This window comes from Streptomyces sp. NPDC015130, assembly GCF_043080005.1.
GTDB lineage: Bacteria > Actinomycetota > Actinomycetes > Streptomycetales > Streptomycetaceae > Streptomyces.
Genome location: NZ_JBIBVC010000003.1, coordinates 328,660 through 344,279, shown reverse-complemented (window position 1 = coordinate 344,279; position 15,620 = coordinate 328,660). Strand labels below are relative to the sequence as shown.

Sequence of the window (15,620 nt, the reverse complement as noted above, 5' to 3'; positions counted from 1 at the left end):
CGGAGTGCCCCGGTGACCACCTCGTGACCACGGCCCGATCGCCCGGGGAACGGCCCGCCGTACGCTCGACGCCGGAACGAGACGATCGAGCAGGGAGTTTGAATCGCATGAACGCTGAACTCGAATCCGTACTGGAATCCGTCCGGAGCATCGTGCCGACGCTCAGGGAGAACGGGATCGAGTCGGAGAACCGCGGCTGGATTCTCGACGAGAACATCGAGCTCCTGGAAAAGGCCGGCGTCTTCCGGATAGCCGTCCCGAAGCGCTTCGGGGGTCTGGACTTCGACCTGGCCGACCAGTCCAAGGTCATCGCCGAGGTGGCGAAGGGCTGCCCCTCCACCGGCTGGGTGACGTTCGTCTGGGCGACCAGCGCGTGGTCGGCCACGCTCTACCCGGACCGGGCGCAGGAGGAGCTCTTCGCCGAGGGTTCGGTCCGGATCTCCAGCGCCTTCGCGCCGACGGGCAAGCTCACGCCCGTCGAGGGCGGTTACCGCCTGACCGGCAGCTGGCGCTTCAACTCCGGTTGCCGGGGCGCCCAGTGGAACTTCGCCTCGGCGATGCTGGAGCACGCGGACGGCTCCCTCGAGGAGGTCATGGCGCTGGTGCCGATGTCCGACATGACGGTGGTCGACGACTGGAAGGTGTCGGCCGGCTCCGGCACGGGCAGCGCCACGTCCTCGGCCGACGACGTGTTCGTGCCCGACTACCGGGTCGGGCGCTTCGAGGAGCTGCTGTTCAGCACGACCGGTGACCGCTCCAACGGCGGTGCGGACGGCCGCGAGTACGGCTTCGTGAGCGAGGTCATGGCGGCGGCCGCCGCGGTGTTCATCGGCATCGCCAAGGGCGCGTACGACCTGTTCCTGGAGCGGCTGCCCGGACGTGGCATCACGTACACGTCGTGGACGGACCAGACCCAGCACCCGCTGACCCAGATCCAGGTGGCGACGGCCGCCAACAAGATCACGTCGGCGGAGGCCCTGTCGGGCGTGTGGCTGGAGCTCATGCAGCGGCGGGCCGACGCGGGCGAGCAGCTGTCGCTGGAGGAGAAGGCCGTCGTGCGCGGTCAGACGGCGTTCGCGGCGCAGCTCGCGAAGGAGGCCGTCGAGGTGCTGTTCAACGCGAGCGGCGGCTCGGTGATCCAGCGGAGCGTTCCGCTGCAGCGCTTCCACCGTGACATCCAGGGCTTCTCGCTGCACGCGCTGGCGCAGCTGAACGGCAACCTGGAGGTGCAGGGCCGGGCGCTGCTCGGTCTCGACCCGGAGACCCCCTTCCTGTAAGGGAGGGAGTGCCGTGGACCCGGGGCGGGGAGGCCCCGGGTTCACGCATGTCGGCGTTTCGCACATGCCGATGCAGATGATCCCGGTGGCTTTTCGGCCACCGGGATCATCTGCGTGAGGGGTTCGGTCCGGGTGCTTCCGCTCAGTGGCGGGGGGTGGTTCCGGTGTGCCGGAAACGGCCTTCGTGGAAGAGGAGTGCGTCGCCGGCGGCGCCGTTCATCGTGCTGACGACCTCGCCGAGGAAGACGGAGTGGTCGCCGACCTCGTGTGCGGCGGTGACCTCGCACTCCAGCCACGCCAGGGCTCCGGAGAGCAGGGGCGCTCCGGTGCGGGGGCCGGGCAGCCAGTCGATCCGCTCGAACTGGGCGGGGCCGAGGGGGCGCTTCTTGTCGGCGAAGTACCTTGTGGTCTTCTCCTGTTCGGCGCCCATGACGGAGACGCCGAAGCGTCCGGCCCGGGTGAGCGCGGAGTGCATGACGGCGCTGTGGCCGATGCAGCAGAGCACGGTCGGCGGTTCGAGCGAGACGGACGTGAAGGCGTTGGCCGTCATGCCGTGGGGGTTGTCGCCGCCGACGGTGAGCACGACGACGCCGGTGGCGAAGCGGGACATCACCTCGCGCAGCGACGCGGGGGTCACCTCGGTGGCGACGGGCTGGACGGGAGACATCTCAGACCTCCGCCGTGCGGGCCGCGGCGGAGGGCCAGGTGCGGAAGCCCTCGCCGACCGGGATGCGGGCGAATATCAGCTCCAGGCAGTCGGCGGCGGAGAGCCGGCCGACGGATTCCCTGTCGTCCACGCCGCGCCACCAGGCGGAGCTGTCCGGTTCGGGAATCCCCGTCGCTTCGGATGGGAAACTCATGCCGCCTCTTTCGGAATTCGGATGTGAGAGCACCGAACCAACCTAACCGAAGGCATTCTGACGTCCGTTCATCCTCAAGTAACGTCTGTACCAGGGCAGTTCAGCGCATGTGACAACCGTTCAGTGACCACGTCGTGACCCTGTGACGGCACCGTCCCGGCGCCCCGTGGGTAGGGTCCCCCGTATCCAAGAAGAGGGGGCGTCATGAACTCCGTATCCGCTGAACCGGGAATCTCCGAGCCTTATCTGCTCGGTTTCCTCACCTCTGTCGGGCTCGATGTCGAATACACGCGGGCCGAGGGGAATACGCTGTACTTCCGCGGCGAGGACGGGGAGGAGGTCCCGGTCCTGGACGCGGCGGGCGGCTACGGCTCGCTGATCTTCGGCCACAACCACCCCGAGCTCGTCGCGCGGGCGCGGCGGCTGCTCGACGAGGGTGCGCCGGTCAACGCCCAGTTCTCGCGCAACTCCGGTGCCCAGAAGGTGGCCGCGCTGCTCAGCGGCATCGTCCGGCGGGAGACGGGCTCGGCCGAGCCGTACGCGGCGATCTTCGCCAACAGCGGCGCCGAGGCGATCGAGGCGGCCGTCAAGCACGCCGAGCTGGACCGGGTGCTCCAGGTGCAGGAGCTTCTCGCGGAGGTGGCGGAGCACACCGCCGCCGCGCGGGCGGCGGTCGAGGCCGGCGAGGCGGTCCTGCCGGGCGGCGGGAACGAGGACTTCGAGGCCCTGGCCGAGGAGGTGTCCCGAGCGAACGACGAGGTCGTCGCCAGGCCGCCGGTCTTCCTGACCCTGGAGGGTTCCTTCCACGGAAAGCTGGTCGGCAGTGTCCAGTTGACGCACAACGCCGCCTACCGGACTCCGTTCACCGCGCTGGCGAACCGGGCCCGGTTCGTTCCGCTCGACCGCCCGGCCGCCGTCGGCGAGATCATCGCCGAGGAGAGTGCCGCGCTGCGTGACGTCGTGGTGCGTGACGGTGTGGTCACCGTGGTCGAGCGGCCCTTCCCGCTCGTCGCGGCGTTCCTGCTGGAGCCGATCCAGGGCGAGGGCGGGATCGTCCCGCTGACCCGGGAGTTCGCGGCGACCGTCCGCAGGGAGTGCGACGCCGCCGGCGTCCCGGTGGTGATCGACGAGATCCAGAGCGGGATGGGCCGCACGGGCGCGTTCCTCGCCAGTTCCCTGATCGGTCTGCGCGGCGACTACTACGTGCTGGCCAAGAGCCTGGGCGGTGGTCTGGCGAAGACCGCGGCGATGCTCGTGCGGAGCGGACGGTACCGGAACGAGTTCGAGCTGGTCCACAGCTCGACCTTCGCCAAGGACGGCTTCTCGACCCCGATCGCGCTCAAGGTCCTGGAGATGCTGGAGGCGGACGGCGGCCGTGCCTACGAGCTCGCGCGGGAGCGGGGCGCCCGGCTCGCCGAGGCCCTGGAAGGGGTTCGCTCGGACTTCCCGGACGTCGTGAAGGAGGTGCGCGGGAAGGGGCTGATGCTGGGTCTGGAGTTCCACGACCAGTCGGAGTCGTCCTCCGAGGTGGTGCGGGAGGGGGCCAGGTCCGGCCTGCTGGGCTACACCCTGTCCGGCTATCTGCTGCGGGAGCACCGGGTGCGGACGTTCCCCACGGCGAGCGCCGGGAACACGCTGCGGTTCGCACCGTCGGTCCATCTGACGGACGCGGAGATCGAGCGGCTCGCGGACGCCCTGCGCGCGGTGGCGTCCGTCCTGCGCGACCAGGACGAGAAGCGCCTCACCGGTGGGGTCGTGTGACGGCCTCCGAGGGGCGTGAGACTCCTCGGTCCGGGTGATCCTGTTGAAGCGAGCGGTGTGGCCCGTCCCGTCCGGGACGGGCCACACCGCCGGTCGTCAGCCGTACTGGCGCTCGCCCTGGACCCGTTCGACCGGTTCGTGCGCGCCGGGGCCTTTCCCCGGATGGCGGTGCTCCGCGAGGCGCAGCACCGCCCGGCCCGGCCGACCACCGGGGCTCCTGCCCCCGCCGGCCGTGATCGCGCCCACCGCACCGGCCGCCGTCTCCTGCGTGTCCCCGGGCGTGGCGGCGGACAGGAGTTCCTGGAGGCGCTGTTCGGCCGCGTCCGAGAGCGGTTCGAGGGTGAGGGTGGTGGCCTGGCGGCTGCCGCTGCCCCAGTCGGGGCGGCGTTCGAGCAGTTCGGGGCGGGCGGCCGCGATCACCACGAGGGGCACGGCGCCGACCCTCTCCGGGAGCTGTTCGACGCAGTCGAGCAGCCTGTCGTCACCCCGGTGGAGGTCGTCGACGACGATCACGAGGGGCCGCTCCTCGGCGGCGAGGCCCACGAACTCGTACCAGGCGTTGAGGAGTTCCGAGACCATCGGCTGACGTATCTCCGAGCCCTCGGGGTCGACCAGCGGGCTGAGGTACGGCAGCAGCCGGCCCGCCGTCTCCTCGCACTGGACCAGCTGGTGGAGCGTGCTGGCCAGTTTGGCCCGGGCGGACTTGCCCGAGTCTCCCTGCTGGATCCCGCAGCAGGAGGCGAGTATCGCGATCTGCGCGGAGAGCGGGTGGTTGCCGTAGAGGAGGGTGGCCCGGGTCGCCAGGAACAGGGGCGCGTGGGGGCGTCCCGTGATGCGGTGCTCCAGCTCCACGATGAACCGGGTCTTCCCCACGCCGCCCTGACCGAGGAGGGTCACGAGGTGCGGGTTGCCGCGGTGCCGGGCGAGCTCCAGGAGTCCGCGCAGCACTTCGAGTTCGATCTCGCGGTCGACGATCGGCACGCCGTGGTGGTCGGCCGGTTCCTCGCCGGCGCACCTGACCCGCCAGCCGCTCGACGGATCCTCGGCCGGCTCGTAGGCGATGACGGACTCGGTCTCCCGGAAGGTGCTGTCGCTCACCCTGATCTCGCCCTGGGGCACAAGGGCGAGAAGCCGGTGACACTCGTCCATGAGCGCGCCGACGGCCGACGGAGGGGTCTCCTCGTCGCCGGGGAGGTAGCGCACCAGCGCCTCCCCCACCTCGACGGCCGCCTTGACGGCGAGCTGCTGGGTGGGGGCGAGCCGGTCGCGGATGGCGAGGGCCGCGCGGACCGCGCGTTCCGCGTCGTCCGCGCGACCGCGGTGCACGCCGAACAGGGCCAGCGAGAACGGGCCGACGGAACCGGCGACGGTCCCGCCGTGGCGTTCGATCTCCTCCTGGACCGCGGCGGCCGTCCCCTGGAGCAGGCGGTCCGCCTCGATGCCCGTCTCGGAGGCGTGGGCGTGGAGTTCGGTCCTGAGGAGGACGACGCCGACCTTGCGGTGCTCGGAGACCACGGCCTGGTGGGCTCCGGGCGGGCTCGCCTCCACGGGACCGGCGACCGCCCCTTCGGCCGGGGCGGGCGACGGGCCCGAGCCGGCCCGGTAGGCGGGGGCTCCGGCGACGCCGCGCAGCGCGACCGCGTGCTCGGTCGTGGCGGCGGCCTGGGTGAACTCGTACGAGGTGGATCCGCCCTGCAGGGTGAGGACGGGGTCGTGGGTGAGGATGGCCTGCTGGAGCGTGCGGAGTTCGTGGCCGGGCTCCAGGCCCAGGTTCTCGACGAGGGCCGAACGGATCCGGCCGTACACGTTGAGCGCGTCCGCCTGACGTCCGCAGCGGTACAGCGCCAGCATGAGCTGGCTGCAGGCCCGTTCGCGGAGGGGCTCCTGCTCGACGAGCGTCTCCAGCTCGCCGAGGACGGAGTGGTGGCGTCCGAGGGCGAGCTGCGCCTCGAAGAAGTCCTCCATGGCGTCGGTGCGGGCGCCCTGGACGGCCGACAGTTCGGGCCAGGAGATCCCGGTCTCGACCAGGTCGGTCAGCGCGGGTCCGCGCCAGAGGTCGAGCGCCTCCTTCAGGAGTCGTGCCGCGGACTCGGTCCGGCCCGCTTCCAGTTCGGCCCGCCCCTGGGTCGCGCGCCGCTCGAAGCGGAAGAGGTCCACCTGCTCCGGTTCGACGCGCAGCATGTAGCCGGGTGCCTGGGTGAGCAGGGCGGGCGCCTGCACGGTCCGGTTGCCGGGACCGGCCTGCGCGCCGTTGTGCAGGATGCCGCGGAGTCCCCAGACCGCGTTCTGCAGGATCTTCCGAGCCGAGCTCGGGGCGTCGTCGGCCGACCAGACGGCGTTCAGCAGCTGACTGGTGGCGACGACCTTGTTGGCTTTGAGCAGAAGGAAGCCGAGGGTCGCCCGCTGACGGGATCCCCCTAGTGAGACGGTCCCCCCGCCCTCGGAAACGACCTCCAACGGCCCCAACATATGAATGTGCATGTGTCCCCCTGGACTGCGCAAGATCCAACAATTGTCCCCATGGCCCCACTCACGTCCCCGTGTCGGCGTCTCGGCCGTATCACTCTCTTCCGCCAGCGCGTCGCCATGCTCCCCCGCAATCGGACATCATTAGTTCTTGGCTGGATTTTACTGTTTCTTGGCTTGAAACATTCAGCCACCTGGAGTTTGGTCGGAAATCCAGGACATAACGGCCGCGCATTTCACCGCCGATTGCCATGATTTCACATCGGTGGGCCGTTCTCCTTGAGAGGCTTGCCGGGGAACCGGGGCCGGCGGCCCCCCGCCGCCGGACGCCCCGCGCGCGCCGTGCCTGGGCCGAAGCCCCCGACGGCGCCCCCGGACCCCGAGTCGTCGGCGTCGCGGTGCTCCTCCACCGTCGTCGAAGATCCCCACTGTTCGAGCACCGGCGGGAAACCGTCCCCTCTCCGCCCGCTCACCCCTCTCCTATTACCGGCCCGTGAGCAGGCATTGGGCAGGACTCGGCGACTCCTCGGCTACTTTCGCACCGGCACGGCCATTCGGCTCAATCCATTCGCTCGCCGTCCGGGAATCGTTCAAATCCGAACGGCTCAGGGGCGAAAGCGGAACATCTCATTACGCCTCTGTACGTCTCAGTACGCGGCAGAAACATCGAGGAGACATCGTGAACACCGACAGGACGCCGCCGCGCTCCGGCGCTCACCGCCCGGTGGGCCGCCGTACCGCCCTCAAGGCCACCGGTCTTGCCGCGGTCGCCGCCTCGGCCGGCTCGCTCGCCTTCGGCGGCACGGCACACGCCGGCCCCGCCCGGGTCACCGAGGACGCCCGGACGAACTACGACGTCATCGTCGTCGGCGCGGGCTTCGCCGGCGCAGCCGCCGCCCGGGAGCTCCGCTCCCGCGGACTCCAGGTCCTGGTCCTCGAAGCCCGTAACCGCGTGGGCGGCCGGGTCTGGACCGACAGCTACCTCGGCCGGAAGATCGAGCTCGGCGGACAGTGGATCCACCCGGCGCAGACCTTCGCCATGGAGGAGCTCGACCGCTACAACATCCCGCTCACCACCGAGATCCAGCCGGAGGTGGCGATCTACCCCACCGCGAGCGGCCCGACGAGCTTCGCGCCCGGCGAGGTGTTCGGCCGGCTCGGCGAGATGCTGGCCCAGCTCTTCGAGGGCTCCCAGCAGTACTTCGAGCGGCCACGCGACCCGCTGTTCCGCGCCGACCTGCTGCGCTCGGTCGACCCCCTCTCCCTGCACGACCGCATATCCCAGCTCAACCTCTCGGCGCAGGACGCGGGTTGGCTGAGCTCGCAGGTCGCGGGCTTCGCCGGCGGCTCCAGCAGGGACGGCGCGCTCACCTCGCTCGCCCAGTGGTGGGCGCACACCGGCTGGAACGCGGACGGCTGGTTCTCCCTGATGTCCCAGCGCGTCGGCCTCAACGGCATGAGCGGGCTCGTCCGCGCGATGCTGTACGAGGAGCCGCTGACCATCAAGCTCAACACCCCGGTCACCGCCATCGCGGACACCGGCAGCGGCGTCTCGGTCGTCACGGCCAACCGCGGGACCTTCCGTGCCTCGCACGTCGTCGTGGCGGTCCCCACCAACGTGTGGAAGGACATCCGCTTCGCGCCGGGGCTGCCCAAGGTGCACGCCGACGCGGCGGTCGAGGGCATCGGCGTGCGCCGCACGATCAAGCTGTGGATGCAGGTCCGGGGTGTCACGCCGCTCACCCTCTGCCAGGGGTACGAGGGCCAGCGCATCGAGAGCCTCTTCCCGACGGCCAAGCTGACCGACGGCAGCCACCTCATGATCGGCTTCGCCTTCGACCCGACCTTCGACCCGACGAGCCTCTCGCAGGTTCAGGCCGCGGTCCGGGAGTACCTGCCGACCGCCCAGGTCGTCTCCGTGCGCTCGCACGACTGGGGCACCGACCCGTACGCCAAGGGCGCCCAGGCGCTCCGCCGTCCCGGCCAGCTGCTGCGTCAGCTCCCGGACATCCAGCGGCCGTACGGCCGGATCGCGTTCGCGGGCGGCGACCTCGCGAGCGTGTGGAACGGCTTCGTCGACGGGGCGATCGAGTCCGGCCGGGCCGCGGCCCAGGTCGTGGCGCCGAGAGCGCTCGCTGCGCAGCGCGTCAGCGCCTGACGGGCCGGGAGGGGGGAAACCGGATGAACAGAACGTCCTGTCCGTACGCCGCCGATCCGAGCGCCACCGATCCGCAGGCCGCCGATCCGCAAGCAGTCGATCCGTACGTCACCGATCCGTACGTCATCGATCCGGCCGGCCGTGACATCCACGGCGAGGGCGCGCTGCTGCGCGCCCGGGGTCGCGCGACCCGGGTGGAGCTGCCCGGTGGCGTCGTCGTCTGGGCCGTCACCGACTACGAGCTGGTCAAGGAGCTCCTCACGGACTCCCGGGTGTCCCGCGACACCCACCAGCACTGGCCGGCCTGGGCCAGCGGCGAGCTGGGCGACAGCTGGTCGCTCGCCATGTGGGTCTCGGACCGCAACATGATCACGGCGTACGGGGCGGAGCACACCAGGCTCCGCAAGCTCGTCGCCAAGGCGTTCACCTACCGGCGGACCGCCGCGCTGCGCCCGCGCGTCGAGGAGATCGCCGCCGAACTGCTCGACCGGATAGCCGGGTCCCACGGGGGTGAACCCGTCGACTTCCGCGCCGAGTTCTGCCATCCGCTGCCCACGCAGGTGATCTCGGAGCTGCTCGGCATTCCCGTGGAGATGCGGCCGGACCTGATCCGGCTGATCCACGCGATCCTGCAGACCTCGGCCTCCCTGGAGGAGGCGAAGGCCACCGAGCGCGAACTGTACGAGCTGATGGGAGAGTTGCTGGCGGCCAAGCGGCGCGAGCCGGGGGACGACCTCACGAGCGGTCTGATCTCGGTGCGGGACGACGGTGGATCCGGGCTCACCGAGAGGGAGTTGATCGACACGATCCTGCTGATGTTCACCGCGGGCCACGAGACCACGGTGAACCTCCTGGACCACGCCGTGCACGCGCTGCTGACCCATCCCGACCAGCTGGAGCTGCTCAGGGACGGGACGGCCGGCTGGGACGACCTGGTCGACGAGACGCTGCGTCTGGAGGCGCCGTTCGCCAATCTGCCGATGCGGTACGCGATCGAGGACATCGACCTCGGTGACCTGGTGATCCCGAAGGGCGACGCGATGATGATCGCCTTCGGCGCGGCCGGCCGGGATCCCGGTCCGCACGGGGAGACGGCCGACGCCTTCGACGTCACCCGCCCGACGCGCCGCGAGCACGTGGCCTTCGGCCACGGCGTCCACCACTGCGTGGGCGCGCCGCTGGCCCGTCTGGAGGCGACGATCGCCCTGCCCGCCGTGTTCGAGCGTTTCCCCGGCATCAGGCTCGCGGAGCCGCCGGAGCGGATCCTGCCGTTGGAGTCGTTCATCTCCAACGGTCACCGCACGCTGCCCGTCCTCCTCGGACCTTCGCCGTCCTGAGACGCCGGTGGCCCGCGGGGCGGCGATGCCGCTCCGCGGGCCACCGGCCTTCGCTCACTGCTGCGGCGGAACCGGCTGGATGTGCTGGGTGAGGCCACCGTCGACGACGAGCTCGACACCGGTGGTGAAGGTCGCGTCGAAGGCGAAGAAGAGCGCGGCCGTGGCGACCTCCTCCGGCGTGCCGTGGCGCTTCATCGGGGTGAGCTCGTCGCCCACCGCGCTGAGGATGGCGCGCTCCTCGGCCGTGGCGTCCGCGATGCCCATGGTCGGGGTGTGGATGAAGCCCGGGCTGACGGAGTTGACCCGGATGCCGCGGGGCAGGAGCTCGGCGGCGAAGACCTGCGCGAAGGAGCGCACGGCCGCCTTCGCACCGGAGTACACGCCCATGCCGGGGGTGCCGGTCACATTGGCGATGGAGGTGGTGAAGACGATCGACCCGCCGTCGTTCAGGAGCGGGGCGAGCTTCTGCACCGTGAAGAACACGCCCTTGGTGTTCACGTTGAACTGCCGGTCGTAGGTCTCCTCGGTGACGAGGGCGATCGGCTCGAGCGCGGCGTAACCGACGTTCACGAAGACGGCGTCGACGCCGCCGAGCTTCTTCTCGACCTCCGTGCCGAGCTCCGCGATGTCGTCCATGCTCGCGACGTCCGACCGCAGGACGTGTACGGCCTTGCCGTCCAGGTCGCGGCGGGCGGTCTCGATGTTGTCCTTGTTGCGCCCCGTCAGCAGGACCTCGGCCCCGCCGTCGAGCAGCCCCTGCACCATGGCGAGGCCCATGCCGTGCGTCCCACCGATGACCACGGCCTTCTTGCCGGCGTACTTGCCCATCACAACTCCTGAAGACGTCAAGCGACTCACTGAACGACACCGACCGTAACCGGGCCGGTATCACTGTGTGATCACTGACCGGTAACCGGTGCCCCACCGCGTCGGCGGGGCACCGGAAGTCAGGCCCTACGGTCCGGGAGCGAAGGAGAGCATGCGGGCCTCGTGGTTCGCGTCGTCGCCGGAGACCCCGCTCGGTGTGATCACGATCCGGCCGTTCGCGTAGGCCAGGCGTCCGGCGAGCATGCGGCGTTCGGTCGCACGGGCGGTCACGGGGTGCCGGAGCACGTCCTTCTTCGTGTCCACGCCGCCCGGACCGAAGCGGGTGATCTTGCCTGGCTCCTCGTCCGTGGGCGCCTCGTAGACGAGCGCGGACGAGCCGCCGTCCGGGCGCAGGGGGTGCAGGGTGCCGGCCGACGACTTCACGCCCCAGACCAGTTTCCCGGTGTCGAGGCTGTAGCCGCCGACCCGGTCGGTGCCGCCGAGGAAGACGATGTCCTTGCCGACGGCGGTCCCCGGGCACAGCTGCATGTTCCCTCCCGAGTCCCCCGCGTCGGCGCAGTACGCGAAGCCCTTGGGCCGGGCGTCGATGGTGACGCGGGGCTTCCCGCCGGGCTTCAGGGCCACGACCCGCCAGTCGTCGAAGAGTTTCTTGTGGTGGTAGGTGGTGAAGACGACCGGGTCCACGGAGAGCATCTTCCCGACCGACCAGCCGGCCTGGGTGCGGTAGCGCCAGCGGACCTTGCCGGTACGCGGGTCCAGCTCACGGAGCTGGTGGTAGGACTTGCCGCGGTCGACGTTGATCGCGCACGTGGAACTCACCACGAGCCGGGGGCCGCCCGCGACGTCGTCGGGGTAGCACTTCCCGGGGTTCTCCAGCGGGATGTCGTAGAGCTTGGCCCCGGTGTCGACGCGGTACGCGGCGGCCTTCATGCTCTGGACGATCGCGAGGGTGCCACCGCTGACGGCGCTGTTCACCATGATCGTGCCGTCCATGGAACCCGTCTCGGTGAGCTTCTTGCGCCACCCCGCCTTCCCGGTCCTGAGGTCGATCATCTGGAGCTGGTTGCACTTGTTGCCGGTCCAGTTCCGGTCGCTCCGGTACACCACGACGATCTTGCCGTCGGGGGTCGGGTTGGCCGGCGCCTCGCAGACGGAGGCGGGCAGGGGCACGCTCCACACCTCGGCGCAGTCCGAGAGACGGCGGGCGGTGACCTTCTCGTACGCGGCCTGGACGACGGTGTCGCCGACGATCCACAGGGGGTAGAGCTTGACGGACCGCCGGGGCAGGTCGGTCCGGTCGTCGGCGATCCACGCCGTGGCGTCACCGGCCGCGCGCCCGGCGTTGAGCTCCTCCGACGTCGGGATCCGCTGCGGCTCCGGAGTGCGGACGGCCGGCGTCCGGGACGGCGTCGGCTTCGCGGACGGTCCCGGCGCCTTGTCCGCCACGGGCCCGGCGGACCGGTGCCATGGGCCGTCGACGAGGGCGTACACCCAGCCGCTCGCCGCCAGGAGCGACAGGAGGACGACCGTCGCGACCAGCGGCCCCCTGCGGAAGCGTCTGCGGCGGGGCGGCGGCTCCTGCGGGGTGTAACCCCCGGGGGCGTACGGGTTGTCCGGGACCTGCTGCTGGGGCTGGTGCGGCCGGTACCAGGGCTGTGGCGGGTGGTGCATCGGTCTCCCCTCGGCACCCGACATGACGAGTCCCACACTGGGGAGAGGCTCTGCAGCGCGGATGAATTCCCGCTGATGCAGGAGACTGGGCGCCTGTGCGGGCAGGGAACACGGGGACACGGGGCATCGGAGTGGGTGTGGAGGCAGCGGGGCCGGGTCCGGCCGGGACGGTCGGGCGGCTGCGGATCGAGCTGCTCGGGCCCGTCCGCGCCCGGCGCGGCGAGACGTCGTTCGGTCTGGGTCCGCTGCGGCGCCAGGCGGTTCTCGCCGCCCTGGTCCTGCGCGCACCGGCCTTCGTGACGTACGGGCAGCTCCTCGACGACGTCTGGGGCGGCGAACCGCCGGGGACGGGCCACCGGGTCCTGCCGAGCTATGTGTACGGGCTCCGCAGGGCGCTCGACGTGCCGGGCGCCGGACCGGCCCGCTCGGTGATCGAAGGGGGCCGCGGCGGCTACCGCTTCGTGCCGGGCGCGGCCCGGACCGACCTCGCGGACCTCGCCGAGCACACAGGTCTCGCGCGGCGCGCGAAGGCCGCCGGCGACCTCGAAGCCGCCCTCGACCACGGCGGCCGGGCCCTTGAGCTGCTCCGCGGCGAACCCCTGCCCGGTCTGCCCGGGCCGCTCGCCGACAGCGAGCGGCTCCGCCTCGCCCGCCTGCGACTGGCCCTGCACCAGGACCGCGCCGAGTGCCTGCTGCTGCTCGGGCGGTACCAGGACGCCCTGGACTCCCTCATGGCGGCGCCGCCGGCCCGCCCCCACGACGAGCCGCTGGCGGCCCTGCGGATGCGCGCCCTGTACGGCAGCGGCCGGCAGGCCGAGGCCCTGGCCGTCTACCAGGAGACGCGGCGGCTGCTCCGCGACGAACTGGGCGTGGAGCCGGGCGAGGAGCTGCGCCGTGTCCACCAGGCCGTCCTGCGCCGGGAGGACGGGCTGCTGCTCGGCCGGGCTCCGCGCCCGGGCGCGGGCGGGGACCCGCACCCGGGCTCACCGCCGCGGCACGACCACCCCACGGATCCGGCCGACCCCACACCCCGGCCCCCCGCGCACCCCGGTCCGCGCCGCAACGAACTGCCGGGCGACACCGCCCGGCTGGTCGGCCGTGAGGCCGAACTGGCCCTGCTCACCGCCCCCGTGGCGCCCGGCGCGGTGTCCGTGGCGACGGTCGACGGCACGGCGGGCGTCGGCAAGACGGCCCTGGTGGTGCGCGCCGCCTGGACGCTGGGCGACTCCTACCCCGACGGCTGCCTGTTCGTGGACCTGCACGCCTACGGCGCCGCCCACGAGGCCGTCGGCCCACAGCGGGCCCTGCGCCGCCTGTTGCGCACGGTGCGCTCCTCCGGTCACGAACTCCCGCACGAGTCAGCTGACTTGGACGATATGCCGGAGCTGGTCTCGGCCTGGCGGGCGGCGACGAGCGGCCTGCGGCTGCTGCTGGTCGTGGACAACGCCCGCAGCGCCGAGCAGGTACGGCCGCTGCTGCCCGCGGGCCCGGGCAGCCGGGTCCTGGTGGCGGGCCGGCAGCGCCTGCCGGGGCTCGACGCCGACCTCCGGCTCACCGTGGAGCCGCTCGGTCCCGGTGCCTCCGTCGGCCTGTTCCGCGAGCTGATCGGCGGGTCCCGGGCGGACCGCGAGCCCGAGGCCGCCCGCGAGCTCGCCCTGCGCTGCGGCGGTCTCCCGCTGGCGCTGCGCATCGCCGGCGCCCGGCTGCAGAACCGCCCGTCCTGGACGCTGGCCTTCCTGGCCGGCCGGATGTCCGACGACACGCGCGGCCTCGGCGAGCTCCGGGCCGGGGACCGCAGCGTGGAGGCCGCCTTCCGGATGTCGTACGAGCAGCTCGCGCCCGAACTACGGCGCGGATTCCGGGCCTTGGGGTCGGCACCGACCGCCCGTTTCGACGGGCTCACGCTCGCCGCCATGCTGGGCGGGTCCGTCGAGGAGGCCGAGGCCGTCCTGGAGGACCTGGTGGACGCGAGCCTGCTCCAGGAGCCCCACCCCGGCCGCTACCGGCTGCACGATCTCGTACGGGCGCACGCGCGGCGACTCGCCGCAGAAGCGCCGCTGGAGGCGACCGCCGACCGCACCGCGGTCCTGCGGCTCTTCACGGCGGCGGGCCGCGCGGCGAGCGACTGGGGCCCGGGGGCCTTCCCCGACCGGCACGCCGTCACCGAAGGTGACGCCGTGCACGGCGATGCCGTCGCCGACCCCGCGCCCTTCCCCGGATGGGCCGAGGCCTCCGCGTGGCTGGACGCGGCCGGCGGAGACCTGGTCGACGTGGTGGCCTTCGCGACCGCCGCCGGCGAGTACGACCACGCCTGCCGGATCGCCGAGGCCCTCGTCGACCACCTGGCGCGCCAGGGCCACTTCCACGAGTGCCGTACCGCGCTCGAACACGCCCTGGACCACGTGGACCTGGCGACCGACCCGCGCATGGCCTCGTCCCTGCGCGTCTGCCTGGGGATCGTCGACGTGTACCAGGGACGGTTCCGGCAGGCGGTCGCGTGGTTCACCGAAGCGCTGCGGTACGCCCGCCGCCAGGGCGATCCGCGGGACCGCGCCCGGGCGGTCGGCGGCCTGGGTGTCGCGAGCTGGCCACTGGGCCGGACCGAGGAGGCCGTGGGCCACCTCACCGAGGCGCTGTCCCTGACGGCCGGTCTCGACGACGACTGGCTGACCGGGACGGCGCACTGCAACCTCGGCGCGATCCACTCCCGGCACGGGCGCCACGAGGCGGCGCTCGACCACTACGCCACCGCCCTGGCCCTCGCCGAGAAGAACGGCCGCCCCCGGGCGATCGGCAGCACCCTGTGCTTCGCCGCCGACGCCCTGGCGGCCCTCGGCCGGCATTCGGAGGCCGCGGAGCTGCTGCGGCGGGCGGCGGAACTGGCCCGCGAGGCGGAGGACGTCCCGCTGCGCGCGGCCGGCCTGTCGCAGCTCGCGGCGGCGGAGCACGACCGGGGAGACCTGCGTGCGGCCGTCGACACCCACCACGAGGCGCTGTCGACGCTGACCGGGCGCACGAGCACCTGGCTGGAGATGGTGGTCAGGATCCGCCTCGGCGGCACCTACGCGGCGGCGGGCCGCCATGCCGAGGCGTGCCGGGAGTTCCGTACCGCCCTCGCCCTCCCGGGAGCGGAGGACCACCCCCGGGAGCACGCGAGGGCGCGCGAGGCCCTCGACCGGTCCACCGCGCACCTGGCGTAGGGCCACCGCGATCTGGGGCAAGGTCCATCCCTCGCCGGGTGGTCCGGGGAGGGGAGGGAGAA

Annotated in this window: 10 protein-coding genes; 5 read left to right on the top strand and 5 right to left on the bottom strand. The window is 72.1% G+C overall.

Going from position 1 to position 15,620, the window contains the following annotated elements:
• Window positions 1-107: 107 nt before the first annotated feature.
• The gene (locus ACF08F_RS07765; protein ID WP_392297595.1) at window positions 108-1,277 is read left to right on the top strand and encodes an acyl-CoA dehydrogenase family protein; all 1,170 of its coding nucleotides are present in this window, start codon (window positions 108-110) and stop codon (window positions 1,275-1,277) included.
• Window positions 1,278-1,419: 142 nt separating this feature from the next.
• Here ACF08F_RS07765 and ACF08F_RS07760 read toward each other — a convergent pair whose 3' ends face one another.
• Complete coding sequence (locus ACF08F_RS07760) at window positions 1,420-1,944, bottom strand: flavin reductase family protein (RefSeq protein WP_392297594.1); 525 nt, start codon at window positions 1,942-1,944, stop codon at window positions 1,420-1,422.
• A gap of 1 nt (window position 1,945) precedes the next feature.
• Window positions 1,946-2,137 (bottom strand): hypothetical protein, encoded by a 192-nt coding sequence (locus ACF08F_RS07755; RefSeq protein ID WP_392297593.1) that lies wholly within the window; start codon window positions 2,135-2,137, stop codon window positions 1,946-1,948.
• Window positions 2,138-2,341: 204 nt separating this feature from the next.
• On the opposite strand from ACF08F_RS07755, the gene ACF08F_RS07750 reads away from it, so the two are divergent.
• Complete coding sequence (locus ACF08F_RS07750) at window positions 2,342-3,898, top strand: aspartate aminotransferase family protein (protein WP_392297592.1); 1,557 nt, start codon at window positions 2,342-2,344, stop codon at window positions 3,896-3,898.
• A gap of 96 nt (window positions 3,899-3,994) precedes the next feature.
• Here ACF08F_RS07750 and ACF08F_RS07745 read toward each other — a convergent pair whose 3' ends face one another.
• Window positions 3,995-6,355, bottom strand: a complete 2,361-nt coding sequence (locus tag ACF08F_RS07745) for a BTAD domain-containing putative transcriptional regulator (RefSeq protein WP_392297591.1) — start codon at window positions 6,353-6,355, stop codon at window positions 3,995-3,997.
• 688 nt (window positions 6,356-7,043) lie between these two features.
• Between ACF08F_RS07745 and ACF08F_RS07740 the strand changes: the two genes are divergently transcribed.
• Window positions 7,044-8,522: a flavin monoamine oxidase family protein gene (locus ACF08F_RS07740; RefSeq protein ID WP_392297590.1), complete on the top strand. Its 1,479-nt coding sequence runs from the start codon at window positions 7,044-7,046 to the stop codon at window positions 8,520-8,522.
• A gap of 23 nt (window positions 8,523-8,545) precedes the next feature.
• Window positions 8,546-9,859 carry a cytochrome P450 gene (locus ACF08F_RS07735; protein WP_392297589.1) on the top strand — a complete coding sequence of 438 codons (1,314 nt, stop codon included), beginning with the start codon at window positions 8,546-8,548 and terminating at the stop codon, window positions 9,857-9,859.
• Between the two features lie 54 nt (window positions 9,860-9,913).
• On the opposite strand, the gene ACF08F_RS07730 is transcribed toward ACF08F_RS07735, so the two are convergent.
• On the bottom strand, window positions 9,914-10,687 hold the full coding sequence (locus ACF08F_RS07730; RefSeq protein ID WP_392297588.1) for an SDR family oxidoreductase: 774 nt from the start codon (window positions 10,685-10,687) through the stop codon (window positions 9,914-9,916).
• A 126-nt stretch (window positions 10,688-10,813) separates the two neighbouring features.
• The gene (locus ACF08F_RS07725) at window positions 10,814-12,358 is read right to left on the bottom strand and encodes a PQQ-binding-like beta-propeller repeat protein (protein WP_392297587.1); all 1,545 of its coding nucleotides are present in this window, start codon (window positions 12,356-12,358) and stop codon (window positions 10,814-10,816) included.
• Window positions 12,359-12,489: 131 nt separating this feature from the next.
• Here ACF08F_RS07725 and ACF08F_RS07720 point away from each other — a divergent pair, with 131 nt between their 5' ends.
• Window positions 12,490-15,558, top strand: coding sequence for a BTAD domain-containing putative transcriptional regulator (locus ACF08F_RS07720; protein ID WP_392297586.1), 3,069 nt, complete (start codon window positions 12,490-12,492; stop codon window positions 15,556-15,558).
• Window positions 15,559-15,620 lie beyond the last annotated feature (62 nt).

Bases quoted from the DNA above. Each gene is read 5' to 3' on its own strand.
- ACF08F_RS07765 (WP_392297595.1), top strand. From the start codon at position 108: ATGAACGCTGAACTCGAATCCGTACTGGAATCCGTCCGGAGCATCGTG.
- ACF08F_RS07760 (WP_392297594.1), bottom strand. From the start codon at position 1,944: ATGTCTCCCGTCCAGCCCGTCGCCACCGAGGTGACCCCCGCGTCGCTG.
- ACF08F_RS07755 (WP_392297593.1), bottom strand. From the start codon at position 2,137: ATGAGTTTCCCATCCGAAGCGACGGGGATTCCCGAACCGGACAGCTCC.
- ACF08F_RS07750 (WP_392297592.1), top strand. From the start codon at position 2,342: ATGAACTCCGTATCCGCTGAACCGGGAATCTCCGAGCCTTATCTGCTC.
- ACF08F_RS07735 (WP_392297589.1), top strand. From the start codon at position 8,546: ATGAACAGAACGTCCTGTCCGTACGCCGCCGATCCGAGCGCCACCGAT.
- ACF08F_RS07730 (WP_392297588.1), bottom strand. From the start codon at position 10,687: ATGGGCAAGTACGCCGGCAAGAAGGCCGTGGTCATCGGTGGGACGCAC.
- ACF08F_RS07725 (WP_392297587.1), bottom strand. From the start codon at position 12,358: ATGCACCACCCGCCACAGCCCTGGTACCGGCCGCACCAGCCCCAGCAG.